Raw genomic sequence first — 25,824 nt, forward strand, 5'->3', positions numbered from 1 at the left:
CGGAGTATCCGTGATGCCGACCGCCGTCTTCGCCGCCCTGATGCTGCAACAGGCCGCCGGGATGATCTCCTGGAACCCGCCGCCGGCGGCGGACGCCGAAATGCCGCCGGAAGCCTCCGAGGCCGCGCCGCCGCGCGCCGCGCCGCGTGAGCCTGAGTTGCCCGGCTGGGCCCTGGCCGATCCCTTCTCGTGGGAGCGGTCGCAATGCAGCCCGATGATCCGCAAGGAGGCGTCGATGGAGCTGTGCCAGGCGCGGGTGCGGACCCAGCTGGCCGCGGCGCTCGGCGACCGCCTGCCGCCCGGCCTGCAGCCCAGCGGGGTCGAGGGCTGCCGTCAGGTGTCGAACGGCGCGGGCGGCTATGAACTGACCTGCGCCCCGCCGCAGCGGGCGATGGCGTCAAGCGCTGGCGCCCCGGCCGCCGAGGTCTGCGAGGAACGCCCCTCCGCCACCGGCAGCGGCGGCGTCAACTTCGAACGCCGCTGCACCCCCGCGACCGGCCCCAGGCCCGCTGAAGATGGGCTGCGGTTCCGGCTGGGCGGGGACTGAACGCAAAAACGCCGCCCGCGAACGGACGGCGTCTTTTGGGTCTAAACCTGAGGTCTAGTTGCGGCGGTCGGCGTCGCGGAGCGAGTCCTTGGCGCCGCCGAAGGCGTTCTGGACCTTGCCGGTCAGCTGGTCGGCCTTGCCTTCGGCCTTCAGCTTCTCGTCGCCGGTCATCTTGCCGGCCGCTTCCTTGATCTTGCCGCCGATGTTCTTGACGGCGCCGTCGATACGATCCTGATCGGGCATGGAAATCTCCGTTTGCACTGCGTCGCGAGGGAGGCGGCGCTTCGGATATTCAAACCCCGGTGAGGGGCGCGAGTTCCCGAACCGAACGGTGTTTACGGCAGCGTACGCTCTGCATCCGCCATCGCCGCCGAACGGTAGGCTTCCATTAGCGTCAGCACTTCGGGGGCCGGATCCCGGGGCCACTGGATGCACCCGTCCACGCCTGCTCCTCGCATCAGGAAGCCTGCAGGCGACTTTAGATTCGCCTCCGGTCGAAACGTCCAGCAGACCGTGCCCTTCATGGTCTGGAGCGAGACCCGATCACCGCCCAGAAACAGCTCCCGAATGTCGCTCCACCAATAGAAGGCGCCCTTGCCGAGCGCCATTCCTGGATAGAAGAAGCCATCTGCATCCACCACGACTTCCGGCGGCCACACGACGCGCCAGATCGCGAATACGGCAGGCGGCAGACACACGAGCGCTGTCCAGGCCTCGCCCCGCCACCAGAGAAGCGTCGTCACCACGCCGATCACGACGAGCATCCCGACGTGAGGCCAGCGCGCCAGCGGCACGTGCCGGATCGGCAGCACTATGTCCTCAGCCATTTCGCCACCGCCCAGGCGTGGGCGTCGTGGCGCAGGTCGGCCAGCGCCGTGCGGGGGTGAAGCCAGACCAGTTCGTGGTCGGCCTCGACCTTGGCGGCCGGGTCGATGGAGATCATTTCCGCGATCCAGATGCCGCCGATGTTGTTGATCGGCTCGCCGTCGGACTTGCGGAAATACTGGCCGGCCCCGGTCAGGCGCCCGACCGGGCGGACGGTCATGCCGGTCTCCTCGAGGAACTCGCGGATCAGGGCCTGCTGCTCGGTCTCGCCGGCCTCGACGGCCCCGCCGGGCAGGTCGTGATAGGGGATGTCGCGGGCCACGCGGACGCAGGCCAGCTTCTGGTCATGAAAGACGAGACCGAAGGCGGTGGGGCGCTCGCGATAGAGGATCCCCTCGTCGGCCCGCCCGAACTGCAGGGCCATGCCCATGGTCAGAGGTCGAAGGCCAGACGGGCGCGCACGCCCTTGTGCGCCTGATCGAACTCGACGACCGAGCGGAGGCCCGAGGCCATGGCCGAGATGATCTTGCCGCCGAGGCCCGTGCCCTTGGGCGCGCCCTCGCCCATGCCGGGGCCGTCGTCCTCGACGGTCAGCAGGGCGCGGCCGTCGGCGTCGGGCCTGAGGATGACGCGGATCTCGCCCCCCTGCCCCGGCGCATAGGCGTATTTGACCGCGTTGGTGACCAGTTCGGTGACGACCACGCCGAGCGACACCGCCTGATCGGTCGAGACCCGCATCGGCGCGGCCTCGAGCACCAGGGTCGGGGAGCCCTCGTCCGGGCCCAGCGACTTGGACAGTTCGTCGATCAGGCCGGCCAGGTATTCGTCCATGGCCACCGAGGACATGTCGCCGGAGGTGTAGAGGCGGCGGTGGACGTGGGCCACGGCCTCGATCCGCGCCTGGGCCTCGCGCAGGGCGTGGCGGGCGCCGTCATCGGCCAGATGGCGTAGCTGCAGCGACATGAAGGTCGAGACCAGCTGCAGGGAGTTGCCGACCCGGTGATTGACCTCACGCAGCATGGCCTCGGCGCGGTCGCGGGCCAGACGGACCTGTTCGACCGCCTCGTCGTTCTCGCGCTGGAGGCGTCGGCGCAGCAGGGCGTCTTCCAGCGCCGAGCGCAGCAGGGCGGTGAAGTCTTCGGAGACGTCCTTGATGACGTAGTCGGCGGCGCCGGCGCGCAGGGCGGCGACGGCGATGCGGCCCTCCTGGGCGCCCGTCACATAGACGACCGGCGGGGGGCTGGGCAGGGCCAGGATGTCGGGCAGGACGTCGAGGCCGTCGCGGCCCGGCATATAGTGATCGAGCGCGCAGATATCGAAGGTCGCCGCCGCCAGGGCCTCCAGCCCGGCATCCCCGTCGACGGCGCAGGTGACCTCATAGCCGTGCCGGCCCAGCTCCTTCTGGACCAGCCGGGACAGGCCGGCGTCATCGTCGATGTAGAGGAGCCGCACCGGCGGCTTTTCCGATGTCATTCGATCTCGGGCGCCTGCATCACGGACAGGAACAGGCCCAGCTGGCGGATGGCGCCGGCGAAGCTCTCATAGTCGACGGGCTTGGTGATGTAGACGTTGCAGCCGAGGTCGTAGCAGCGCTGGATCTCGGTCTTGTCGTCCGTGGTGGTCAGGACGACGACGGGCGCGCGCTTGAGGCGGTCGTCCTTCTTGACCTCGGCAAGGATGTCCGTGCCCTGCATGTCGGGCAGGTTGAGATCCAGGAGGATCAGCATCGGGCCGTTGGAGCGCACTTCGTCCGAGAAGAGATAGTCCAGCGCCGGCTGGCCGGAATCGAAATGCACGATCTCGTTGGAGATGTTGGCCCGGCGTATGTTCTTCTCGATCAGCTTGGCGTGGCCATGGTCGTCTTCGACCATGACGATCTTCACAGGGGTGCTCACAGTACGTCTCCAGCCTCGTCGAGGATCAGGCGTTTGGGGAATTTCAGGCGGAATGTCGAGCCCTCGCCGAGCGCGGACTCCAGGGTGATGTCGCCGCCCAGCCGGCGAACGCTGTTGCGCACGAAGGCCAGACCGAGACCCTCGCCTTGCGTGTCCTGACGGCCGGCGCGGCGGAACAGTTCGAAAACCCGTTCGTGGTCTCGCGGAGCGATGCCGCGGCCATTGTCGGCGACGGAATATTCGACCCAGCCGCCGGGCAGGATCCGGCCTGAGACCACGATATGGCCGGGCCGGGCCGCGTCCAGATATTTGACGGCGTTGTCGATCAGATTGCCGAAAACCTGCTCGATCGACAGCCGGTCGTTCTCGAACGCCGGCAGGGTCTCGACGACGATCGAGGCGCCCTTTTCCTCGGTCTGGTGACGCATGCTGTCGGCGATACGGCCGACCATGGCGGTCATGTCCAGGCTCTCGGGCGTCAGGTTGCGGCGGCCTTCGCGCGAAAGCTTGAGGATGGCGTTGATCAGCCGATCCATCTTCTCGGTCGAGGCGCGGATGAAGCCCACCGCCTCGGGGATGTCCTCGCGCACGGCGGCGACGACCTCGGCATCGACCTCGCGCTCGGTCTCCGCCCTGGCGATGGCCTTGTCGATGGTCTTGCCCGCCTGCTCCAGCTCGGAGGTGTAGCCCATGACGTTGACCAGCGGCGAGCGCAGGTCGTGGCTGACGATATAGGCGAAGCGCTGGACCTCCTCATTGGCGCGGACCAGGGCGCCGGTGCGGGCCTTGACCGTCTCCTCCAGCCCGGCGTTGACGCGGTCCAGCTCGGCCTTGGCGGCGTTGATCTCGGCCAGATAGCGCCGGACCAGCATCAGGATGATCACGGCGAGGACGAGGATCAGCAGGCCGGCGATGGCGTTGATCGTCACGGTGAGGAAGGCGCCGCGTTCGGAGCGGGCGCGACGCTCCACCAGCGTCTGGCCGATGTGGGCGTCCAGGCGCGTCATCTCGGCGTTGAGCTGTTCGGTGAGAGCCTGTCCCTGCCCCGTGCGCACCCGGCTGACCGCCTGGCCGATGCGGCCCTGACGCGCGAGGTCGAGGGTGGCGGACATCTCGATGTATTTGTCGCGGGCGATCCGGGTGAGGGCCTCGGCGGAGGCGAGCGACACCTCGTCGCCGGCGGCGCGACGTTCGAAGTCGGCGAAGACGCCGGGAAGCGCCGCCTTGTTCTTCTCGAAGGTCACCAGGAAGCCGGGCTGCCCGGTCAGCAGGAAGCCGCGATGCGCGGTCTCGGCCCCCTGGATGTTGAGGATGATGCTGCGGGCCACGCGGCGCGACTGCCAGGTCTGGTCGACCTGGGCGTTGAAGGCGGCCGTGCGGCTGATCATGATGAAGGTCGAGACGTTGACCAGCAGCAGCAGGACCAGGGCCGCGGTCAGCAGAAGCACGACCGAACGGGCCAGTGACGAGGTCCTGAGGAACTCGCGCCACTTCGAGAAACGCCCCATTGAGGGGAAGCGGCTGGCGGATTCCACTGACATGAGAGAAGCTTTAGCCGGGGTTTGGTCGCTGTCCAGCGTCGTCACGCAACCGGAGGGGTCGCAAGCGACTGTAGGGACAGGCCAAAGGGTTGGCCGAGACGTTTGTCACGGCGTTGGGGAGCGCGATCGATATGGTGTCCTGGTGGTGGGTCGTTCCGGCCCTGGTGGCCTTTGTGAGCGCCCTGTTCGTGCTGAACGGGCTGGTTTCGCTGTTCCGGGGCAAGCCGTTCAGCGGCATCCTGAAGATGATCGGCGGCGGGGTTTTCCTGTGGGCGGCGCTGGCCGTGACCCTGCTGGCCCTGAACGTCCAGACCTATGCCCGGCTGACCTATGAACGGCCGGTGGCGACCATCCAGCTGAGGAAGCTGGCGCCCCAGTATTTCGAGGTCACCGTCATCCAGCCGCCCGTGTCGAAGGACGAGCCCGAGCGGATCGCCGTCTATCCGGTCAACGGCGACGACTGGCGCATCGAGGCCCAGGTGCTGAAGTGGAAGCCGTGGGCCAATGTGCTGGGCCTCGACACCCAGTACCGGCTGGAACGGCTGGCTGGCCGCTACGAGAACATCGAACAGGAGCGCACCGGCGCCCGCAGCGTCCACGCCCTGTCCGGCGGCGACGAGGCCGTGAAGGTCATGGGCGCGACCGTGCCGTGGAAGATCAACGCCTGGGACGCCGCGCGCCGCTATCGCCGCTACGTCGACGCGGTCGACACCCTGTACGGCGGCGCCGCCTATATGCCGATGGCCGACGGGGCCCGTTATGAGGTCTGGATCACCCAGTCCGGCCTGATCGCCCGCCCCGCCAACGACGCGGCCCGCAACGCCTCGGCCGGCGGGTGGAGCGTGGTCAACTAGATCAGGGCCTGGGCGTCAGGCCGTCGTGGAGCTGCTGCAGCGTCCAGGCGTCGCCCGCGTGGAACTGGCCATAGAGGGCGTCGAAGGCCGCTCCGGGGACGAAGCCGACGCCCTGGAGGTCGATCCGGGTCCCGCCGTCGACCGGGGTCAGGGTGATGACGGTGACGGTGCGGCCGAACTCTTCGGCATGGGTGAAGCCGTCCGGCGCCTGGATGTTGCGGATCGCCAGCAGCCGACCGGGGACATAGGCGACGATCTGGTTCTTGATGGTCCCGGGCGAGCCGAGCGCCACGGCGGCGTCGTAGCTGGTCTCGATCACCCCATCGATGCGGAGATCGATCGCGGCCCTGGCGACGCCGAGATGGGCGACCCAGCCTTCGGGCGTGGTCAGCACCTCCCAGACCTCGGCGGGAGGGACCGGGACGACGGCGCTGAGGCTGATGATGCGCTCGCCGTTCGCCTCGGTGCGGGAAGCGTCAGTCACGGCGGGAAAGCCGGCCATCCGGGCCGAGGCGGGCGGCGCGAGCGCGAGGCAAAGAACGGCGGCGAGGGCGAACTGACGCATCATGTCACGGCTCCTGAAGGACCGGCGGCCATGACGACACGGGCGATGCGGGCTGTCCAGCGGGGCGCGACGCCGCGACGCGCCCCTGAATCCCGTATCAGACCTGGCCGATGGTCTTCAGGCGGGCCTTGGGGTGGACCTCGTTCTGGCTCATCACCACGGTCTGGCCGCGGAAGCGTTCGATGATGGAGCGGACGTAGGGGCGGATCTGGGGGCCGGTCAGCAGGACGGCGGTCTCGCCCGCCATGGCGGCGCGTTCGAAGACGTCACGGACGTTGCGGATGAAGTCCTGAAGGCGCGACGGGGCCATGGCCAGCTGCTTGTCCTCGCCCGTCCCGACCAGGGCCTCGGCGAAGGCGGCTTCCCACTCCGGCGACAGGGTGACGATCGGCAGGGCGCCGTCGTCGCCCTTGTGCTGCCAGCACAGCTGACGCGCCAGACGGCTGCGGACGTGCTCGACCAGGGTGGTGACCGACGAGGAATGCGGCGCGGCCTCGGCCAGGCCTTCGAGGATGGCGCCCAGGTCGCGGATCGAGACCTTTTCCTTGAGCAGGGCCTGAAGCACCCGCTGCAGCGTGGTGACGGTGACGACCGATGGCACCAGTTCGTCGACCAGCTTCTTCTCCTCCTCGCCCAGTTCCTTGATGAGCTTCTGGACCTCTGCATAGGACAGCAGATCGGCCATGTTCTCCTTGAGGATCTCGGTCAGGTGGGTGGTCAGGACCGTCGAGGGGTCGACGATGGTGTAGCCGCGGAAGGTGGCCTCCTCGCGCAGGCTTTCGTCGATCCAGGTCGCGGGCAGGCCGAAGGCGGGCTCCTTGGTGTGCTCGCCGGGCAGTTCGACCTGACGGCCGGTGGGGTCCATGGCCATCAGGGAGCCCAGACGCACCTCGCCGGCCCCGGCCTCCATCTCCTTGATGCGGATCGCATAGCCTTGCGTGGGCAGACGCATGTTGTCGAGGATGCGGACCGACGGAATGACGAAGCCGTATTCCTGGGCCAGGGCGCGGCGCAGGGCGCGGATCTGGTCGGTCAGGCGACGGCCTTCGAGGTCGTTGATCAGCGACAGCAGGGAGTAGCCCAGCTCGATCTTGACCTCGTCAATGGTCAGGGCGGTGCCGATGGGCTCCTCGACCTCCTCCTTGGGCTTGCCGCCCGCCGCCACGGCTGCGGCGGCCTTCTCGGCCTCGGTCGGCTCGGGCTTGAGCCGGGCCCGGCCCAGACGCCAGGCCATGAAGCCGGTGCCCAGAGCGAGAGCCGCGAAGGGGATAATCGGCATCCCCGGGATCAGGCCGATCAGGCCGGCGGCGCCCGAGACCATGCCGAGGCTCACCGGGTTGGTGGCCAGCTGCTGGACCAGGGCCTTGTCGGCCGTGCCCTCGACGCCGGCCTTGGACACCAGGAAGCCGGCGGCGATCGAGATGATGATGGCCGGGACCTGGGTGACCAGACCGTCGCCGATGGTCAGCTGGACATAGGTGGAGGCCGCTTCCTGGAAGGGCAGCTGGTGCTGGATGACGCCGATCAGCATGCCGCCGATGGCGTTGATGAAGGTGATGATCAGGCCCGCCACGGCATCGCCGCGCACGAACTTCGACGCACCGTCCATGGCCCCGAAGAAGGTCGATTCCTGCTCCAGCTCCTTGCGGCGCAGCTTGGCCTGCTCCTCGTTGATCAGGCCGGACGACAGGTCGGCGTCGATGGCCATCTGCTTGCCCGGCATGGAGTCCAGGGTGAAGCGGGCGCTGACTTCCGCGATCCGGGTCGAGCCCTTGGTGATGACCACGAAGTTCACCACCAGGATGATGGCGAAGATGATGATCCCGATGATGAAGCTGCCCCCCATCATCAGCTGACCGAAGGCATTGATGACCTGACCGCCGGCGTCGTGGCCTTCGTGCCCGTGGGTCAGGATCAGACGCGTCGAGGCCAGGTTCAGGCCCAGGCGGAACAGGGTCGAGACCAGCAGCACCGTCGGGAAGATGGCGAAGTCGAGCGGGCGCTTCATCATCAGCGCCGTCATCAGGATCAGCACCGACGAGGTCAGCGACAGGGCCAGCAGCACATCCAGAAGAAACTTCGGGATCGGCAGGATCAGCAGCATGATCACGCCGATGACGCCGAGCGCCATGGCGACCTCGCCGCGCATCAGCCAGCTCTGGATATCCTTGCCGGTCGGACGGGCCATGCCGTCCTTCATCAGGGTCGCGTCGCTCATTCGGCGACTCCATGACCCAGGGCGGCCAGGCCGCGGCGCACGGCCGTGGCGATGACTTGGTCACGCTTCTCGGGCGCCAGGCTCTCGGGCGCCTCATAGAAGACGGCGACCGGGATGGGGTCGCCCATCGGCGGATAGACCACGCCGATGTCGTTGGTCTGGCCCGTGCCGCCGGTGCCGGTCTTGTGGGCCACGGTCCAGCCGTCGGGGACGCCGGCCTTGATTCGCTTCTCGCCGGTCGGGCTGTCGATCAGCCAGTCCCACAGCGGGCGGTAGCGCGACTGGAAGACCAGGGGCTGATAGGCCTCGAGGATCCAGTTCAGGTTCGAGGCGGCGCGGAAGGGCTGGGTGGTGTCCTTGTCGCCGTCCTTGACGTTGAGCATGGGCTCCATGCGGTCGACGCGGGTCGTGTCGTCGCCGGCGCGGCGATACCAGGCCTCCAGCGCCGGGAGGCCGCCGAGTTCGCGGATCAGGATGTTGGCGGCGGGGTTGTCGCTGACCTTGACGGCGGCGGCCATCAGATCGGTCAGGGTCAGGGTCTGGCCGACGGCCGCTTCGGTGACGGGCGCATGGGGAACCATGTCGGCGGCGGTCACGGGGACGGCGCGGTCGGCCTTGTCATCGCCGTGCTGGATCTTCTCGAGCATGGCGGCGGCGAGGAACAGCTTGAAGGTCGAGCAGTAGACGAACCGCTCGTCGGCCCGCCAGGACGCGCGGTGGCCGTCCAGGATGCTCAGGCCGATGCGGCCGCCGTTCTCGCGCTCGAGGTCGGACAGGTCGAAGGCCACGTCGCGCGGCGGCAGGGGCGCGGTCGCGGCCGCGCTCTGCTTCTCGCGCTCACAGCCGCCCAGACCGAACAGGGTCAGGCCGGCGAGGACGCTTCTGCGGTCCGTGACCAGAGGCATGAATCAGGCCGCGCTCTGGCCGTAGTTGGCGGCGACGCCGTTCTGGGGGGCCATGATGGCCGTGCCCTCGTCGGCGTATTCGTTCAGCTTATTGCGCAGGGTCCTGATCGAGATGCCCAGGATATTGGCCGCATGGGTGCGATTGCCCAGGCAGTGGGTCAGGGTATCCAGGATCAGGGTCTTTTCCATCTGAGCAACAGTCTGGCCCACATAGGCGCGCGACACGGCGTCGGCGGTCTGGGCGGCGCGCGCAGCAGGGCCCGAGTCGGTCGCCGCGACAACGCCCGTCAGCGGCTGACCGTCAGGAAGACGGATGGCCTCAGCGTCGATCTCGTTGCCGACAGCCAGAAGCACCGCGCGGTGCATGGCGTTTTCCAGCTCACGCACGTTGCCGGGCCAGCGGTGGGCGGCGAGCGCCCGACGGGCATCGGCCGACAGCGGACGGACCGGCACGCCGTTGGCGGCGGCGTACTTCTTGACGAAGTGGTCGGCGAGGACGGCGACGTCGCCTGGACGCTCGCGCAGCGACGGCAGGCGCAGGTTGACGACGTTCAGACGGTACAGGAGGTCTTCGCGGAAGCTGCCCTCGGCGACCGACTTGGCGAGATCGCGGTTGGAGGTGGCGATGATGCGGATGTTGACCGGAACCGGCTTGGTGCCGCCGACGCGGTCGATGACCCGTTCCTGGATGGCGCGCAGCAGCTTGGCCTGGAGGCGGGCGTCCATCTCCGAGATTTCGTCCAGCAGCAGGGTGCCGCCGTCGGCCTCCTCGAACTTGCCGATCCGGCGGGCGACGGCGCCGGTGAAGGCCCCCTTCTCGTGGCCGAACAGTTCGCTCTCGAGCAGGTTGTCGGGAATGGCGGCGCAGTTGACGCTGATGAAGGGACGGTCCGAGCGCTTGGAGTTGACGTGCAGATAGCGCGCCATGACTTCCTTACCGACGCCGCTTTCCCCGGTGATCAGGATCGAGGCTTCCGAACGGGCGACCTGGTCGGCCAGCTTGACCACCGCCTGCATCGACGGGTCGGCCGAGATCATCGGACGCTCGTCATCGGCGACGGCCGACAGGACCGCCGCGATCAGATCGGCCTCGGGCGGAAGCGGAATGAACTCCTTGGCCCCGGCGCGGATGGCGGCGGCGGCCTTGTCCGCGTCATTGTCGACGCCGCAGGCCACGACCGGGACGAAGATCCGCTCGGCGTCGTTGTTGGCGATCAGGCCCCCGATATCGAGGTTGTAGTCGACCATCAGCAGGTCGGCCCCCTGCCCGCGCCGGAGCTGTTCCGTCGCCTGATCGGTGCGCTCGACGTGCTGGACCTTGGCGCCGTGCGCCATGGCCATCTTCACCGCCGCCGCGAGCTGTCCGCTCAGCCTGCCAACCACCAGAAGCCGCATCGGTCTTCTCCCTTAATCCCTACTCAGAACCCGGCCGCCGTCAGGCCGCCGAATCCTCGGTCTTGATGATTTCCGTCATGGTCACGCCCAGGCGGTCCTCGACGACGACGACCTCCCCGCGGGCGACCAGACGGTTGTTCACGAAAATATCGATGGCCTCGCCGACCTTGCGGTCCAGCTCCAGCACGCTGCCGCGGTTCAGCTTGAGCAGCTGGGCGACGGTCATATGGGCCTTGCCGAGCACGGCCGAGATATTGACCGGCACGTCGAAGACGGGCGCCAGATCGGCGGCGCTCTTGTCGCCGGCGTCCTCCATGGTCGCCAGGGCGGTGGAGGTCCCGAATTCCTCCAGGGCGAAATCCTCAGCCATCAGAAGTGGCCTCCATTGATGGTTTCAGCGTGTCCGGCCTCGGCGGCCAGGGCGGCGTTCAGGGCCTCGGCCATGCGCGTCGCGGCCTCGGCGGGATCGAAGTCGGCGCGACCGTCGGCCCATTCCAGCTGGAAGGCGGCGGCGGCCATGCCCGGCTCGTCGCGGAAGGACACCAGGCCCGAGAAGCCGGCGTCGACGCAGATGGCCTGAAGCCTGGCCTGCACCGCCTCGTCCAGACCGCGGGCGCGGATGACGAGGCGCGGGGTGGCGTCGATCTCGGCGCCCAGGGCCTCGAGCGCGGCCTGGATCGGGGCGGCGGGGAAGCGCTCCAGGGCGCCGGCGGCGATGACCCGGGCGGCGGCCAGGGCCAGTTCGGCCGACTGTTCGCGGTGGGCCTGGGCCACGGCGCCCAGCGAGGGGGCGGCGGCGGCGACGGCCTGGCCCAGGGTGACCACGGCCATGGCGTGCAGGCTCTCGACCTCGGCCAGGGCGGTCTCGCGGCCTTCCAGACGGGCCTGGGCGACCAGGGCCTCGACCTCGGCGGGCAGATAGGCGCGCTTGGTCGGACGGAAGGCCTGACCCGGGGTCACGCCGCCGGCATCGTCGAACTCGGTGTCGAAGCTGAAGGGGCGGGTGTTGGCGGTTGAAGTGATCATGTCAGTAAATCAGCTCGTCGTCGGCGCCGCCGGCCCCGGCCAGCATGATCTCGCCCTTGGCGGCCAGGTCCTTGGCGGCCTGGACCATGGCCATCTGGGCGGCGTCGACGTCCTTCAGACGCACGGGGCCCATCGACTCCATGTCCTCGCGCATGATCTTGGACGCGCGTTCGGACATGTTGGTGAAGAACATCTCGCGCAGCCCTTCGGAGGCGCCTTTGAGGGCCAGGCCCAGCTGATCCTTCTCGACCGCGCGCAGCAGGGTCTGGACGCCGCCGGGATCCAGCTTGTTCAGGTCCTCGAAGACGAACATCAGGGCGCGGATGCGTTCGGCCGACTCGCGGTTGCGCTCTTCCAGGGCGCCGATGAAGCGGGCCTCGGTCTGACGGTCGAACGAGTTGAAGATGTCGGCCATCATCTCGTGGCTGTCGCGCTTGGAGGTGCGGGCCAGGTTGGACATGAACTCGACGCGCAGGGTCTGTTCGATCTTGTCGAGAATCTCGCGCTGCACCGGCTCCATGCGCAGCATCCGCTGCACGCATTCCAGGGCGAAGTCCTCGGGCAGGGCCGTCAGGACGCGGGCGGCGTGGTCGGGCTTCACCTTGGACAGGACCACGGCGACGGTCTGGGGGTATTCGTTCTTCAGATAGTTGGCGAGGACGGCCTCGTTCACATTGCCGAGCTTGTCCCACATGGTCCGGCCGGCCGGACCGCGGATTTCCTCCATCAGGCCGTCGACGCGCTCGGACGGCATGAAGGCGGCCAGCAGGCGCTGGGTCTGTTCGAACGAGCCCATGACCGCGCCCGAGCCGCTCATGCCCGAGACGAACTCCATCAGCAGTTCCTCGACCACCGAGGCGCTGACCGTGCCGAGGCCGGCCATGGCCTGGGAGATCTCCTTGATCTCGTCGTCGTCGAGATTCTTCCACAGCTCGGTGTGCTCTTCCCCGAGGGAGAGCAGGATGACGGCGGCCTTCTCGGGGCCCGTCAGCTTCTTGGCGTCGTCGACCGACGGCTTCTTGTTAGCGGCCATGCGCGCCGACATCAGGTTTCATGGAGCCAGCCGCGCAGGATCGCGGTGGACTCATCCGGATGGTTCTGAACGAACTCGGCGACCTTCTTGACGGAGGAAGCCTTCACCTGACCCTCGATGCGGGCGATGTCGAGCCGCTGGTCCATCTCGGTGCCCGGGCCGACCAGTTGGGGCACGCCGTCGACCATGACGGTCTGCAGCTGGGTCACGCCGGGCACGCCGCCGCCGGCCGCGCCGGCCAGGGCCGGGACGCCCGTCGTGTTGGCCGTCTTCAACAGCGGACGCAGGACGAAGAAGATCAGCAGCAGGCCGGTGACCAGCAGGACCAGCAGTTCCACGCCGCGCATGATGTCGTTCTTGTCGAAGTCCAGCAGGGCCGAACCGGTCTCGGTGCCGCCGGCGGCCGAGGTGTCGTGGCTGAACTTGACGTTCTCGACCTTCACCTGGTCGCCACGATCCAGATTGTAGCCGATAGCGGCCTTCACCAGGGTGTCGATCTTGGCGATGTCGGCGGCCGAACGCGGCGCATAGGTCGGCTCGCCCTTGCCGTCCTTGGCCGGGGTCCAGACGCCGTCGACGGCGACCGCGACAGCCAGTTTCTGGACCTGACCGGCTTCCTTGATCGTGGTCGTGGTGGTGTTGGAGATTTCGTAGTTGGTGGTCTCGGTCGAGGCCTTGTCGCTCGATCCGGCAGGCGTCGTGGCGGGAGGCGCGCCGCCCGGGATGTTGTTGGTCGCCGTCGCGCCGCCGGAGGGATCGCCGGTGGTGTCGGTCTTTTCCGAACCATTGGTCGAGGTCGAGCGGACGACCTGGCCGTCCGGATCGAACTTCTGCTCCTGGGTGGTGGAGCGGCTGTGGTCGATGTCGGCGGTGACCTGGACCTTGGCGGCGCCGGGGCCGACGACGCCCTCGACGATATCCAGAATGCGGGCCTGAAGCTGGGCCTCGGTGGTGTTCTTGGCGTCCTGGGCCGAAGCGGCGGAGAAGCCCTCCTCGCCCGAACCGGCTGCCAGGGTGCGGTTGGCGGTGTCGGTGACGGTGACCTTGTCGGGCTTCATGCCGGGCACCGAGGAGGCGACGACGTTGCGGATGGCCTGAACCTGATCGCCCGTCAGAGGGCGGCCGCCGACCCCGACCACGACCGCGGCGGTGGGCTCGCCGGTGGCGGAGGCGAACATTTCGCGGCGCGGCAGGGCGATCAGCACCTTGGCCGAGGAAATGCCCCGATAGGACAGGATGGTCCGGCCCAGTTCGCCTTCCAGGGCGCGCTTCTCATTGAGGTTCTGCTGGAACTCCGTCTGGCCCAGCACCGACTGGTTGTCGAAGATCTCGTAGCCGACCGACCCCTGGGTCACGAGCCCCTTGGACGCCACCAGCATACGGGCGGTGCCGACCTCGTCGCGGTTGACCATGATGGTCGAGCCGTCGCCCTGGGTCTTGTACTTGATGCCGGCCTGTTCCAGCGAGGCGGTGATGTCGCCCGCCTCTTTCAGGTCGAGGTTGGAATAGAGCAGCGCGTCCGGCGCCTGGCCCATGCGCAGCATCAGGGCCACGAGCACGGCGGCGACGCCGGCGGCGACGCCCAGCACCGCAGCCAGACGGCCGACACCAAATCTCTGCAACGCCGCCGTGAAGCCGCCCACGCGTCCCGCCTACTGAAAATCGGCGGAAGCCCAACCACGTCCGCTAGGCAGAAACTGCCGCCTGCGTGGTAAACGGCGCGTTAAGAGAGGTTACCTTCCTTTGGTTAGCGGCCCTTTTTTGAGCGCGGGCAGCACCGGCGGCGCGCCTGACGGAAGCGGCGCGGCCGGGTCGCGGATGTAGGCCTCGACGTCGCGATAGACCCGCTCGGCGCCGAGGTTGCGGTTCAGCAGGTGCCAGCCGTCGTCATAGTATGCGGTGCGCAGATTGGGCGGCGTCCCGGCCCGCTCCAGCGCCAGCCGCATGGGCCCCGGCTCCACCACCTGGTCGTGGGCGCCGTACATCAGGATGACCGGCGCCTTGATCAGACCGATGCGCCGCGAAGCACTCTCCATCAGATCGACCAGACCCGAGATGGCGTCGAAGCGCGTCGAGAGCAGGCTGTCGGGATCGCGGCCGTTGCGGATCAGCTCGAGCAGATTGTCGGACGCCAGGATGTGGCGGGCGATGAAGTCCGGCGGCTCGACCGACAGGTCCCCGACGACGCGCGAGGTGATCCACAGGCTGGTGCGGTTGAGGATGTTCTGGCTGGACCACCCCCAGACGCCGGGGGCCAGCAGCACGACGCGGTCGGCGTCCGGCGGACGGTCCGAGCCGAAGGCGGCGGCGGTCACCGACCCGCCCATGCTCTCGCCGACCACCGCCAGGGTCGCCTCGGGACGGCGGGCGCGGACCAGGGCGGTGATGGTGCGCAGGTCCTCGGTCATCAGGGCCTCGCCGCCCCAGACGCCCTTCTGCGGCGCCTGGCCGAAGCCGCGCTGGTCGAAGCTCCAGACCTCGATGCCGTGCGCGGCCCACCACGGCCCGGCCAGACGGAAGGAGGCGTCGTGGTCGTTCATCCCGTGCAGGGCCACGATGGTCGCCCAGGGCTTGCCGTCGGCGGGCGCCCAGTGGAGGAAGGGCAGCCGCGCCCCGTCCTGAACGATGAAGGCGCCGGTCATCCCGGGCGCCGGGGCGTCCTCGATGCGCGGCCCCGCGAAGCCCGGCGGCGGCGTCAGAGGCGACTGGACCAGAGGCGTGGCGCAGGCGGCCAGCGACAGCGCGGCGGCAGCGACCGCGATCAGGCCGGGGATACGAAAGGTCATGAGCTCAGGATGTCCGCGACGCGCTGGCGCAAGTAAGGCACGATCTCCGCCTCGAACCACGGATTTTTTCGGAGCCAGGCCGTGTTTCGCCACGAGGGATGCGGCAGGGGCAGGATGTCGGGCGCGAAGGCGCGCCAGTTCCGCACCGTCTCGGTCATGTTTCGCCATGCCCGCGACCCGAGCGCCCATTCCTGGGCATAGCCGCCGACAAGCAGGGTCAGCTCCATTTGCGGAAGGGCGTCCAGCAGCCGGGGTCGCCACAGTTCGGCGCAGCGGCGCGGCGGCGGATAATCGCCCCCTTTCGGCGCGGTGCCCGGATAGCAGAAGGCCTGAGCCGCCAACCCGATGCGGTGGTCGGCGTAGAAGGTCTCATAGTCCACGCCCAGCCACTGGCGCAGGCGGTCGCCGGACGGATCGGTGAACGGCAGGCCGCTCTCATGCACCCGCCGCCCCGGCGCCTGGCCACAGATCAGCAGCCGGGTCTCGGGAAAGACGCGGACGACGGGACGCGGCGTATGCGGCAGTTCGCCCAGACAGGCGCGGCAGGCGCGGATGTCCGAAAGGACGTCCTCGAGATCAGTCGTCATCGTCCTCGCTGACGGGCGGCAGGGCGGCCTTGGCGGCGGCGGCTTCCTCGGCCGTCGGCAGGCGCAGGCGGACGACGCCCTTCATGGCGTTCGGGTCGATCGCCTTGCCCTTCTTGGTGATGGTCAGCCTGCCCTGACGCATCAGGCCCAGGGCCACGGCGCGAACCTTGGGCAGCATCCGCTGCCACTGTTCGGGCTGCAGATCCTTGGCCACGTCGGAGGGTTCGATGCTCTTGCCGTTGTCGCCCTTCGGGTCGATGCGGGAAAGTTTTTCGAAGATTGCGGTTTCGATGGGGTCGCTCATCGCGCCTGTATGCTGCATTGCAGGTCCGGAAAGAAGGCGGAGTTCAAAATGGTCGCGAAAATTACCGTAGAGGAAGGCGAGTTCGCCGGCTGGCAGACCTATGACCTGCACGGAACCTTCGACCAGACCGTGGGCCCCTTCTACTTCAAGCCGGACCCCGACGGCCGGATGCGCTGCGCCTTCCGGGCCGAGCAGAAGCACATGAACTCGGGCCACCGGATGCACGGCGGCTGTCTGATGACCTTCGCCGACATCGCCCTGTTCCAGACCGCCTATCAGGAGATGGAGGGCAAGAACGGCGTCACGGTGCAGCTGGATTCGACCTTCGTTGACGGCGCCCGCGTCGGCGAACTGATCGAGGCGACCGGCGAGGTCGTCCGCGCCGGCGGCTCGCTGATCTTCGTGCGCGGCCAGATCACCACCGGCGGCCGGATGCTGATGACCTTCTCGGGCGTGATCAAGAAGTTCACGCCGCGGACCTGACGGACGCCTAGATCCCCGCCCCGGCCGCCGGACGCGCCCGGCAGGTCTCCAGCCAGCGGGCCAGATGGGTCAGTTCGGCGGGCGGGCGGTATTTGACCAGCCGGGCGAAATCCAGACCGATCACGGCGACGATGTCGGCGATGGTGAAACGGTCCAGAGCGATGAACTCATGGTCGGCAAGCCGGTCGTCCAGGGTCTGCATGAAGCGCTCGGCCCAGAGGCGATTGTAGGCGGCGACCTCGGCGACCTGCGCCCCTTCCAGCGCCGCCATCAGGGGATGGGTGTGGCGCACGTTCAGCATGATCGGGTTGGCGAGATAAAACTCGTTGCGACGGGTCCACATCTCGACGATGGCCTGCTCGCGGGCGTCGACGCCGAACAGGTTGGGCTCGGGATACAGCGCCTCCAGATAGCGGCAGATGGCGACCGATTCCGAAATGGTCGTGCCGTCGTCCAGCTCCAGCGCCGGGACGTGGGGCACGCCGACACGAGCACGATAGTCCGGCGTCTTGTGGTCGCCGGCCATGATGTCGACCTCGACCAGATCGACGTCGGTGATGCCCTTCTCGGCCATGACCCAGCGGACCCGGCGCGGATTGGGCGCGCGGTGGGAGGTGTAGAGCTTCATCGGCGTCTCCTGACCCGGGCTGTCCCGGTGTTTTTACAGGCCGAAGATAGAGGCCGGCATGGCTCCGACAATGGCCGCCGTCATCAGGGTCGACAGGAAGCCGGCGAACAGGGCCTTCCAGATCAGGCCCAGAACCTCCTCGCGCCGCTCGGGCATCAGCACCGACAGGCCCGAGACGGTGATCCCGACCGAGCCGATGTTGGCGAAGCCGCAGAGCGCATAGGTCATGATCATCCGGGTGCGCTCGCTCATCTCGGCGACGGGCACCTTGCCGAGGTCGATGAAGGCCACGAACTCGGTCAGGGTCAGTTTGACGCCCAGCAGCCAGCCGGCGCGACCGGCCTCGGACCATTCCACTCCGGTCAGCCAGGCCACCGGCATGAAGATCCAGCCGAGGATGCGCTCCAGCGTCAGGGGGGCGTCGAAGACCACGATGCCGCCGATCATGATGTTCACCAGGGCCACCAGAGCCACGAAGACGATCAGTACGGCCGAGATGTTCATGACCACCATCAGGCCGTCGGCCGTGCCCTTGGAGATGGCGTCGATGGCCGAGTCGTATTTGAGCGCCGAATTGTAGTCGGCGACCGCCCCGCCCTCGCCCGGCTTCTCGGGGATGATGATCCGCGCCAGCAGGACGCCGGCGGGGGCCGAGACGATGGAGGCGACGAGAACGTGGCCGGCGGCGTTGACCAGCACCGGCGACAGGATGGCGGCATAGGCGACCATGGTCGAACCGGCGACGGTGGCCAGGCCCACGACCATCATCAGGAAGATCTCCGACCGGGTCAGCTTGTCCAGATAGGCGCGGATGACGATCGGGCTCTCGATCATGCCGAGGAAGATGTTGGCCGCGACGGCCAGGGCCGAGGCGCCGCCCAGACCCATGGTCTTCTGGAAGATGAAGCCGAAGCCGTGGGTGACCCACTTCAGGATCTTCCAGTGCCAGAGCAGGGCCGACAGGGCCGAGATCACCAGGATCATCGGCAGGACGTTGAAGGCGAAGGTGAACAGGGCGCCCTTGTCCCCCACCACATAGGGCTGGTCGCCGCCGGCCAGATAGCCGAACACGAACTGGGCGCCCTGCGCGGTCGCGACCGACAGGCCGTCGACGGCGCCGGTGATCCCGGCCAGCACGACCTGCGAGCCGGGAATGGCGAACAGGGCCAGGACCAGCGCCGCCTGCACTCCGATGGCGCCGAGGGTCAGCCGCCAGGGAAAGGCCCTGCGGTTCTCCGAAATGGCCCAGCAGGCGAAGACGATGACCACGAGCCCGAACAGGCTCTGGAGGTTCAGCAGGCTGAACATGAAACGACGATCCCGGATCTCTCCCCCTCGGAGAGCACTCCTTCGCTTGAACGCGAAGGCGCGCCGGGCCGCAAGTCCCCCGGGATCAGGATTCACCTGACAAAGGTGCGAAAATCTCAGGCGGCGCGGGTCCGGCCTTGCGGACTGTAAACGGCCGGCGCGTTCGCGGGGGTCCAGAAGCGCCAGCGGGACATCCACATCTCGCCGTCACGCAGATGCTGTTCGCGGCGTCTCTCATCGTCTTCCGCAACAGCCAGGGCGAAGCAGTCCCGCGCCCGGTCGCGACATTCCTCGGCTGACAAATCGACGTACATTACACAATACCTGTATGATAGGGTCAGGATCGCATCGAATTGTTAAGGTTGTATCTACGGAAAACACCTACCTGAGCGAGCGGCGGCGGTTCCGGGAGGACGACCGGTCTTCCGAACGGGCCGAGAAACGGCGCAAAACCCGAAACTTGGCCTGGGGCGCCGGTCCGTCGTATAGATTCGTCCATCCGGCTGGCGCGCGGCCGGATGCGACTGGGGTATGAGATTCGACCATGAGTACTGATTCACGGGGCGGCCGGTCGGGCCCGATCGCCGGCGCGGGCGCCGGACGCCACCTGCTGATCGTCGATGACGACGACCGGATCCGCGAACTGCTGAAGGAATATCTGGCGCGCGAGGGCTATCGCACCACCGGCGCGGCCCATGCCGCCGCCGCCCGCCGCCTGATGGAGCTGATCGAGTTCGACCTGGTCGTGCTGGACGTCATGATGCCGGGCGAGAGCGGGCTGGAGCTGACCAGCTGGGTCCGCAACAAGGCGCAGCTGTCGCGCACGCCCGTCCTGCTGCTGACCGCCCGCGGTGAGGCCTCGGACCGCATCGAAGGCCTGTCGCGCGGCGCCGACGACTATATGTCCAAGCCCTTCGACCCCAAGGAGCTGGCGCTGCGCGTCGACGCCATCCTGCGCCGGACGGGGGGCAAGCCCCTGACTCCGCGCGAGATCAAGCTGGGGCCGGCGTCGTTCGACATGGAGCGGCTGGAGCTGACCCGCGACGGCGCCCCGATGCGCCTGACCGAGGCCGAGGCGCAACTGCTGAAGACCCTGGCCATCCACGCCCACTCCCCCGTCGAGCGGATGGACCTGTCGCCCGACACCGCCGACATCACCGGCCGCGCCGTCGACGTCCAGGTGACCCGCCTGCGCCGCAAGCTGGAAGCCGACCCGAAGAACCCGCGCTATCTCCAGACCGTGCGCGGCGTGGGGTATATGCTGGCGCCGGACTGATGCGTTTCACGCCCCTCGCCGTCTGGGGGCGCTTCCTGAAGCGCCGGGTGCCGTCGTCGCTGTGGGGACGGTCGCTGCTGATCATCGTGGCGCCGATCCTGATCATGCAGGGCGCGGTGACCTGGGCCTTCTTCGACGCCCACTGGCAACGCGTGACCGCGCGCCTGTCCGACGGGCTGGCCGGGGACATCGCCTGGGCCTCGGAAAGCTACCGCGCCGATCCGACGCCGCAGAACCTGGCCGTCATCACCGACCGGGCCCAGCGATCGATGCAGCTGTCCGTCGCCCTGATCGAGGACGAGAAACTGCCGACCGAGCAGAGGCGCGGGGCCATCGGCATCGTCGACCGGACGCTGGAGAAGGCTCTGGACGCCCGGGTGGACCAGCCCTTCTGGTTCGATACGACCCGCTACCCCGCCTATGTCGACATCCAGGTGCAGGAGCCGAACGGGGTGCTGCGCGTCATCGCCCCACGCGAGCGGGCGGTGGCGACCCAGGCCCATATCTTCGTCCTGTGGCTGATGCTGGCGACGGTGCTGCTGATGTCGGTGGCCATCCTGTTCATCCGCAATCAGGTCCGGGCCATCGAGCGACTGGCCGAGGCTGCCGAGGCCTTCGGGCGCGGCGAGATCCAGCCCCGGTTCAAACCCCACGGCGCGCGCGAGGTGCGTCAGGCCGCGACGGCCTTCATGGCCATGCGCGACCGCATCCAGCGCCACATCGACCAGCGCACCGCCCTTCTGGCCTCGGTCAGCCATGACCTGCGCACGCCCCTGACCCGGCTGCGGCTGGAGCTGGCCCTCGCCCCGCCGTTCAAGCGGGCCGAGGACATGAAGGGCGACATCGATGAGATGGAGCATATGATCGACGAATACCTGGCCTTCGCGCGCGGCGAGGCCGGGGAAGCGGCCCAGACGGTCGATGTCGGCGCCATGCTGCGTGCCGCCGGCGACGACGCCCGCCGCGCCGGGGCCGAGGTCGAGGTCTCCGCCCCCAACGGCCTGACCGCCGCCCTGCGCCCCATCGCCTTCCGCCGCGCCATCAGCAATCTGGCGGGCAATGCCGCCTCGCACGGGGAGCATGTGCGGCTGACGGCGCGCGCCCTGCCCTCCGGCGGGCTGGAGATCGCGGTCGACGACGACGGCCCGGGCATCCCCGAGGACATGTACGACGAGGCCTTCACCCCCTTCTCCCGCCTCGACGAGAGCCGCAATCAGAACTCCAAGGGCGTGGGGCTGGGTCTGGCCATCGCCCGCGACGTGGCGCGCGGCCACGGCGGCGACATCACCCTGGCGCGCAGCGACATGGGCGGGCTTCAGGCGCTGATCCGGCTGCCGGGCTAGATCATTTTGTCGCGCCCTCTGGTTAAGCGAGGCCGCGAGGATCATCTTGCGGTCCGACAGGGCCGATCATCAGGATTCATGGAGTTCGTCATGCGCCGCTTCGCCTTCTTCGCCCCCCTCGCCGCCGTTGCGGCAGCCGCGTCTCTGGTTCACGCCGAGCCGACCGCCGGCCAGGCTCCCGCGCCCCAGGTCACGGTGACCATCGGCGGCGACCTCATCAAGGATGCGCCGAAGCTGGGCGAGCGCGACGTGCGCGAACAGCGCGAGGATCTGGCCAATACGGTCACCCGCGCCCTGGCCCGCAGCGGCGCCTATCCCGGCGCCCAGATCAATCTGGTCATGACCGACCTCAAGCCCAACCATCCGACAATGCAGCAGACGATCGACCGCCCCGGACTGTCGATGTTCGACAGCGTCTCCATCGGCGGCGTCGCGATCGAGGGCGAGATCATCACCGCCGACGGCCAGCGCCTGCCCGTCAGCTATTCGCGCTATACGACCAGCATCGCCGATGTCTTCGGCTTCAACACCTGGGAAGAGGCGAACCGCGCCTATGACCGGTTCGCGGACAATATCGTCGAAGGCCGGCTGAACGCGCGCTACTAGGCGACTTTCGCCACCCGGCCGCCGCCGCTCTCGAGGGAGTCCAGCAGGGCCATGACCGAGGCCAGGGTGTCGGCTTCGCGCGCCGGCTTGTCCCAGCGGATGCGGCTGATGCGCGGAAAGCGCATGGCCACGCCCGACTTGTGTCTCGGCGAGCGGTTCAGCCCTTCGAAGGCGATCTCCAGCACCAGGCCGAAGTCCCGCTCGGCCCGCACCGAACGCACCGGGCCGAAGCGCTCGATCGTGTGATCCCGCACGAATTTGTCGAGTTGCTTCAGCTCTTCATCGGTGAAGCCGAAATAGGCCTTGCCGACCGGGGTCAGCGTCCCCTCGTCGGTCCAGACGCCGAAGGTGAAATCGGAATAGAAGCTGGAGCGTTTTCCGTGTCCGCGCTGGGCGTACATCAGGACGGCGTCGAGGGTGTGGGGGTCGCGCTTCCATTTGAACCACGGCCCCTTCGGCCGGCCCGCGACATAGGCCGAGTCCCAGCGCTTGAGCATCAGCCCCTCGGCCGCCGCCCCGACCGGCGGATCGGTGCGGAGCACGCCGAGCCCCTCCCAACTGTCGTAGACGACCACCGGCGACAGATGCAGCCGGTCGCCCTCATGGCCGGCGATCAGGGCCTCCAGCCGGGCGCGGCGCTCGCGCAGCGGCAGGCCGCGCAAATCCTCGCCCTTCTCGGCCAGCAGATCATAGGCGACCACCGCCGCCGGATGGGCCGCCATCAGCTTCTGATCGACCGTCTTGCGGTTCAGCCTCTGCTGCAGGTCGCCGAAGGGAGCCACCTCGCCCACTCCCTCAGAATTGGCCCGCCAGACCAGCAGTTCGCCGTCGATAGCCCCCTCGAAGGTCAGCCCGGCCATGACGTCGGGAAAGGCGCCGGAAATCTCGTCGCCGGTGCGGGAATAGAGTTTGGCCACCCCCTGTTCGCGCACGGCCTGCACCCGGATGCCGTCCCACTTCCATTCGGCGGCATAGTCGGCGGGATCGAGCTTTGGAAAGTCCACGGCCTCGTCGATGGCCACGGCCAGCATGACCGGACGGAACCGCCCCGGCGCGTCCGGGCTGGGCCGCTCTCCTCGCCCCTCCAGCCAGGCGAACAGGTCGGCGTAAGGCGGTGCGACCGCGTGCCAGACCTCCTCGATGTCCGAGGCGTCGACGGGCTCCAGCGTCGTGACGGCCTCGCCCCCGCCCGGCTCCGGCGGTTCGCTGACCGACGCCGGTCGGATCATCGCCGCCGCCGTCTTGGCCAGCCGCGCCGACATACCGACACGCAGGCCGCCGGTGACCAGTTTCAGCAGAGCCCAGCGGCCCTTGGGCGCCAGGGCGTCGAGCCAGCCCTCGATCAGGCCCTGAACCTCGCCCCGTTTCGCCGCCTTCAGGGCCTCGACCACCTCCGACAGCTCGGGCTCGCGGTTGGGCCGCCGGTCGGGATCGCCGGGCCAGATCAGGGCGACCGTCTCCGCCAGATCGCCGACATAGTCGTAGGACCAGCCGAACAGGACGCTATCGACCCGCGCCTCCACCGCCCGGCGGATCATCGCCGGCTTGGCCGCGTCGAAACTCAGATCTCCAGTCAGGGCCGCGAGCGCCCATCCCCGGTCCGGATCCGGCGTCGCCTTCAGATAATCGCGCAGCAGAACCAACTTCGCATTGCGCGAAGAGGTCAGGGACAGGCGATCCAGAAGCTCGGCGAAGGCGCGCAAGTGGCGGGTGGTCCGGAGAAGGTCGCCAGGCGCGACCCGTGGCCAACGACTCTGGCCCCTAATCGTTTCGGATCAAGTGTCTGAGGAAAGAGGTCGGCGGCCCGGGTCGCGCTCGCGGGGGGAGACTGTCCCGGGCCGCCTGCGATCACCTGGGGTCGGCCCTGTGATCGGTCGCGTGATCGGTTCCGGGGGCCGGCTGGCGCGCGGCGGAATCGAAATAGGGCTGGCAGATACGGCGCATCTCGCGCGTGGCGAGGGCGGCGTCCGCGACATCGTCCCTCTGGGCGACACGGACGGCGAAGTCCTGGGCCTCGGAGCAGGCGATCAGGGCGTCGGCGTGGGACAGGGGTCGGGTGGACGGCGTGCGGCCTTCGCGCAGAACGGCGAGGCGCGCCTCGATCGCGTCGTCCGCACGCCCGCCCTGCATCCGCGCCATCACCCCTTGCGGCCAGCCGGACTTGAACAGCACCAGAACCAGCGCCGCAAGGACGATAACCACAATCGAGAAGATGACGCCCGGAGGAATCTCCGGGACCTGAAAAGCCCTGCGACGCATACCTGTCCTGACACAGTATAGCGGAAACTGAATAGTGATCGCGTGGCGCGAACCTCAGCCCGAGGCGGCGCATCGACACAGAGGGCTTTTATCCGACCAAAGTTATAGGCGTTGTAAAATGGTGTAAAACTTCAGGATGTTGTCCCGACACGAGACGCCGCCATCCCGGCCCTCCCTCGCGGGAAGGACCGGGCGGCGTCGGTCGCATCAGTTGAACAGGCCGGCGATGACGGCGGTGATCAGGCCGGTCGTGACCGCGGCCAGGACCACATCATTGCCGCTGCGGACGTACTGGTAGCCCGAGGGCGGGCGGCGCAGGCCGTAGCGGCTGTACTCGGTCACGACATAGGACCGGGTGCGGTACTCGGCGGGCATCCGCTGGCCGTAGCTCCAGGCACGGGACTGATGGCCGCGCGGGGCGATGTAGCGGGGCGCGCTGTAGCGACGTTGCGCCTGTTGCCAGCGGCCATAGGACTGGGGCGCGGGGGACGGACGGGCAGCAGGCGGGGCCGGACGGGCCGGTTGGGCGTGCGGCGGCTGGGCGTGAGCCGGGCCACGCCCGTAAGACTGGGCGTCGGCGGCCGAGGCGATGCCGAAGCTCGAACCCGCGATGACGGCGGCGAGCGCGGCGGTGAGGACCTTCTTGTTCATGGCGATCTCCTTTGTTCCAGAGCCATGAACAGAGATTGCGCCCCACGACCTGAGCCGTTCCTGAGACTGTCGTTTTGTTCAGTTCAGCGGGGGACCGAACATCCGCCCCTCTGTTTCCGGGCGGACAAACCGCGACACGAAGCGATACATCCGCCCACACGAAAACGCCCCGGAGGTTTCCCTCCGGGGCGAGATCGCAAGGCCTTCGGGCTTCAGCCGCAAGCCTAGTTGAACAGACCCGCGATCACGGCGGTGATCAGACCGCCGGCGACGGCGGCCAGGACCACGTCATTGCCGTTGCGGACATAGTGGTAGCCGCGCGGCGGGGCCCGCAGGCCGTAGCGGTTGTAGTCGTTGACGACATAGGCGTTGTACGAGCTGGGCAGGCGCTGGCCGTAGCCATAGACCTGATAGCGGGTGCCGCGCGGCTGCTGCCAGCGACCGGCGTTGTAGCGGCGCTCGGCCCTTTGGTAGCGGTCATAGGCGCGCTGGTCCTGCCGGTACTCGCGGCGGTCGTCGCGGGCGTCCTGACGATACTCGCGGCGATCTTCCCGATTGTCGCGGCGGTCATCGCGACGATCGTCGCGGTGGTCCTGGCGTTGTTCCTGACGGTGGTCATTGCGCTGGTCGGGGCGGCCGTACGACTGGGCGCCGGCGGCCGAGGCCAGGCCCAGCGAACCGGCGGCGATGGCGGCGGCGACAGCGGTGGTGATAAACTTCTTCATGGTGACGAGATCCTTGGACAGCCGAACCTTCGACCTGCCCTCAGACTAGTCACCGGCCCTTGAG

The 25,824-nt window shown here is 68.3% G+C and carries 29 protein-coding genes; 6 read left to right on the forward strand and 23 right to left on the reverse strand.

Annotation, left to right across the window (positions count from 1 at the left end; all coding sequences use genetic code 11):
* Nucleotides 1–13: 13 nt before the first annotated feature.
* Complete coding sequence (locus tag ACW172_RS01700) at nt 14–547, forward strand: hypothetical protein (protein WP_492033470.1); 534 nt, start codon at nt 14–16, stop codon at nt 545–547.
* Nucleotides 548–601: 54 nt separating this feature from the next.
* Here ACW172_RS01700 and ACW172_RS01705 read toward each other — a convergent pair whose 3' ends face one another.
* From ACW172_RS01705 to ACW172_RS01730, 6 genes are all read right to left on the reverse strand, one after another.
* Nucleotides 602–790 carry a CsbD family protein gene (locus ACW172_RS01705; protein ID WP_492033471.1) on the reverse strand — a complete coding sequence of 63 codons (189 nt, stop codon included), beginning with the start codon at nt 788–790 and terminating at the stop codon, nt 602–604.
* 92 nt (nt 791–882) lie between these two features.
* Entirely contained in the window at nt 883–1,374 is a 492-nt protein-coding gene (locus ACW172_RS01710) for a hypothetical protein (protein ID WP_492033472.1), read from the reverse strand.
* Nucleotides 1,359–1,796: an NUDIX domain-containing protein gene (locus tag ACW172_RS01715; protein ID WP_492033473.1), complete on the reverse strand. Its 438-nt coding sequence runs from the start codon at nt 1,794–1,796 to the stop codon at nt 1,359–1,361. Before ACW172_RS01715 ends, ACW172_RS01710 begins: the two co-directional genes overlap by 16 nt.
* Nucleotides 1,797–1,804: 8 nt before the next feature.
* A complete protein-coding gene (locus ACW172_RS01720) occupies nt 1,805–2,845 on the reverse strand; it encodes a histidine kinase dimerization/phosphoacceptor domain -containing protein (RefSeq protein WP_492033474.1) in 1,041 nt (346 codons plus the stop codon).
* The gene (locus tag ACW172_RS01725) at nt 2,842–3,243 is read right to left on the reverse strand and encodes a response regulator (protein ID WP_492034921.1); all 402 of its coding nucleotides are present in this window, start codon (nt 3,241–3,243) and stop codon (nt 2,842–2,844) included. The genes ACW172_RS01720 and ACW172_RS01725 overlap by 4 nt, the downstream gene beginning before the upstream one ends.
* A 20-nt stretch (nt 3,244–3,263) precedes the next feature.
* On the reverse strand, nt 3,264–4,808 hold the full coding sequence (locus ACW172_RS01730) for a sensor histidine kinase (RefSeq protein ID WP_492033475.1): 1,545 nt from the start codon (nt 4,806–4,808) through the stop codon (nt 3,264–3,266).
* A gap of 89 nt (nt 4,809–4,897) precedes the next feature.
* Here ACW172_RS01730 and ACW172_RS01735 point away from each other — a divergent pair, with 89 nt between their 5' ends.
* Nucleotides 4,898–5,662: a hypothetical protein gene (locus tag ACW172_RS01735; protein WP_492033476.1), complete on the forward strand. Its 765-nt coding sequence runs from the start codon at nt 4,898–4,900 to the stop codon at nt 5,660–5,662.
* Nucleotide 5,663: 1 nt separating this feature from the next.
* Here ACW172_RS01735 and ACW172_RS01740 read toward each other — a convergent pair whose 3' ends face one another.
* The 11 genes from ACW172_RS01740 to ACW172_RS01790 form a co-directional block, all read right to left on the reverse strand.
* Entirely contained in the window at nt 5,664–6,230 is a 567-nt protein-coding gene (locus ACW172_RS01740) for an SRPBCC family protein (RefSeq protein WP_492033477.1), read from the reverse strand.
* A 94-nt stretch (nt 6,231–6,324) separates the two neighbouring features.
* Nucleotides 6,325–8,427 carry a flagellar biosynthesis protein FlhA gene (gene flhA, locus ACW172_RS01745; RefSeq protein ID WP_492034922.1) on the reverse strand — a complete coding sequence of 701 codons (2,103 nt, stop codon included), beginning with the start codon at nt 8,425–8,427 and terminating at the stop codon, nt 6,325–6,327.
* A 14-nt stretch (nt 8,428–8,441) separates the two neighbouring features.
* A complete protein-coding gene (gene bla / locus ACW172_RS01750) occupies nt 8,442–9,350 on the reverse strand; it encodes a class A beta-lactamase (RefSeq protein ID WP_492033478.1) in 909 nt (302 codons plus the stop codon).
* A 3-nt stretch (nt 9,351–9,353) separates the two neighbouring features.
* Nucleotides 9,354–10,745: a sigma-54-dependent transcriptional regulator FlbD gene (gene flbD, locus ACW172_RS01755; protein WP_492033479.1), complete on the reverse strand. Its 1,392-nt coding sequence runs from the start codon at nt 10,743–10,745 to the stop codon at nt 9,354–9,356.
* Between the two features lie 40 nt (nt 10,746–10,785).
* Nucleotides 10,786–11,115: a flagellar motor switch protein FliN gene (fliN, locus tag ACW172_RS01760; protein WP_492033480.1), complete on the reverse strand. Its 330-nt coding sequence runs from the start codon at nt 11,113–11,115 to the stop codon at nt 10,786–10,788.
* On the reverse strand, nt 11,115–11,771 hold the full coding sequence (locus ACW172_RS01765) for a FliH/SctL family protein (protein ID WP_492033481.1): 657 nt from the start codon (nt 11,769–11,771) through the stop codon (nt 11,115–11,117). Before ACW172_RS01765 ends, fliN begins: the two co-directional genes overlap by 1 nt.
* A 1-nt stretch (nt 11,772) precedes the next feature.
* A complete protein-coding gene (gene fliG / locus ACW172_RS01770) occupies nt 11,773–12,816 on the reverse strand; it encodes a flagellar motor switch protein FliG (protein WP_492033482.1) in 1,044 nt (347 codons plus the stop codon).
* Complete coding sequence (fliF, locus tag ACW172_RS01775) at nt 12,816–14,447, reverse strand: flagellar basal-body MS-ring/collar protein FliF (protein WP_492033483.1); 1,632 nt, start codon at nt 14,445–14,447, stop codon at nt 12,816–12,818. Before fliF ends, fliG begins: the two co-directional genes overlap by 1 nt.
* Nucleotides 14,448–14,537: 90 nt before the next feature.
* Nucleotides 14,538–15,590, reverse strand: a complete 1,053-nt coding sequence (locus ACW172_RS01780) for an alpha/beta fold hydrolase (RefSeq protein ID WP_492033484.1) — start codon at nt 15,588–15,590, stop codon at nt 14,538–14,540.
* Nucleotides 15,587–16,177 (reverse strand): uracil-DNA glycosylase family protein, encoded by a 591-nt coding sequence (locus ACW172_RS01785; RefSeq protein WP_492033485.1) that lies wholly within the window; start codon nt 16,175–16,177, stop codon nt 15,587–15,589. Before ACW172_RS01785 ends, ACW172_RS01780 begins: the two co-directional genes overlap by 4 nt.
* Complete coding sequence (locus tag ACW172_RS01790; protein ID WP_492033486.1) at nt 16,167–16,481, reverse strand: DUF3253 domain-containing protein; 315 nt, start codon at nt 16,479–16,481, stop codon at nt 16,167–16,169. The genes ACW172_RS01785 and ACW172_RS01790 overlap by 11 nt, the downstream gene beginning before the upstream one ends.
* A gap of 48 nt (nt 16,482–16,529) precedes the next feature.
* Between ACW172_RS01790 and ACW172_RS01795 the strand changes: the two genes are divergently transcribed.
* Entirely contained in the window at nt 16,530–16,964 is a 435-nt protein-coding gene (locus ACW172_RS01795; RefSeq protein WP_492033487.1) for a PaaI family thioesterase, read from the forward strand.
* A gap of 7 nt (nt 16,965–16,971) precedes the next feature.
* Here ACW172_RS01795 and ACW172_RS01800 read toward each other — a convergent pair whose 3' ends face one another.
* Together ACW172_RS01800 and ACW172_RS01805 are read right to left on the reverse strand one after the other, a co-directional pair.
* The gene (locus ACW172_RS01800; protein WP_492033488.1) at nt 16,972–17,592 is read right to left on the reverse strand and encodes a glutathione S-transferase family protein; all 621 of its coding nucleotides are present in this window, start codon (nt 17,590–17,592) and stop codon (nt 16,972–16,974) included.
* A 33-nt stretch (nt 17,593–17,625) separates the two neighbouring features.
* Entirely contained in the window at nt 17,626–18,900 is a 1,275-nt protein-coding gene (locus ACW172_RS01805; RefSeq protein ID WP_492033489.1) for a NupC/NupG family nucleoside CNT transporter, read from the reverse strand.
* A gap of 544 nt (nt 18,901–19,444) precedes the next feature.
* On the opposite strand from ACW172_RS01805, the gene ACW172_RS01810 reads away from it, so the two are divergent.
* The 3 genes from ACW172_RS01810 (at nt 19,445) to ACW172_RS01820 (ending at nt 22,125) form a co-directional block, all read left to right on the forward strand.
* The gene (locus ACW172_RS01810) at nt 19,445–20,176 is read left to right on the forward strand and encodes a response regulator (protein ID WP_492033490.1); all 732 of its coding nucleotides are present in this window, start codon (nt 19,445–19,447) and stop codon (nt 20,174–20,176) included.
* Nucleotides 20,176–21,519 carry an ATP-binding protein gene (locus ACW172_RS01815; protein ID WP_492033491.1) on the forward strand — a complete coding sequence of 448 codons (1,344 nt, stop codon included), beginning with the start codon at nt 20,176–20,178 and terminating at the stop codon, nt 21,517–21,519. Before ACW172_RS01810 ends, ACW172_RS01815 begins: the two co-directional genes overlap by 1 nt.
* Nucleotides 21,520–21,609: 90 nt before the next feature.
* Nucleotides 21,610–22,125 (forward strand): hypothetical protein, encoded by a 516-nt coding sequence (locus tag ACW172_RS01820; RefSeq protein WP_492033492.1) that lies wholly within the window; start codon nt 21,610–21,612, stop codon nt 22,123–22,125.
* Here the strand turns inward: ACW172_RS01820 and ACW172_RS01825 are convergent.
* From ACW172_RS01825 to ACW172_RS01840, 4 genes are all read right to left on the reverse strand, one after another.
* Nucleotides 22,122–23,828 (reverse strand): cisplatin damage response ATP-dependent DNA ligase, encoded by a 1,707-nt coding sequence (locus ACW172_RS01825; RefSeq protein ID WP_492033493.1) that lies wholly within the window; start codon nt 23,826–23,828, stop codon nt 22,122–22,124. The genes ACW172_RS01820 and ACW172_RS01825 overlap by 4 nt on opposite strands.
* A gap of 145 nt (nt 23,829–23,973) precedes the next feature.
* Nucleotides 23,974–24,384 carry a hypothetical protein gene (locus ACW172_RS01830; protein ID WP_492033494.1) on the reverse strand — a complete coding sequence of 137 codons (411 nt, stop codon included), beginning with the start codon at nt 24,382–24,384 and terminating at the stop codon, nt 23,974–23,976.
* A 207-nt stretch (nt 24,385–24,591) separates the two neighbouring features.
* Nucleotides 24,592–25,035: an RcnB family protein gene (locus tag ACW172_RS01835; RefSeq protein WP_492033495.1), complete on the reverse strand. Its 444-nt coding sequence runs from the start codon at nt 25,033–25,035 to the stop codon at nt 24,592–24,594.
* A 224-nt stretch (nt 25,036–25,259) separates the two neighbouring features.
* Nucleotides 25,260–25,760: an RcnB family protein gene (locus tag ACW172_RS01840; RefSeq protein ID WP_492033496.1), complete on the reverse strand. Its 501-nt coding sequence runs from the start codon at nt 25,758–25,760 to the stop codon at nt 25,260–25,262.
* Nucleotides 25,761–25,824: the final 64 nt, after the last annotated feature.

It is taken from the genome of Brevundimonas sp. ALps5 (genome assembly GCF_058681645.1).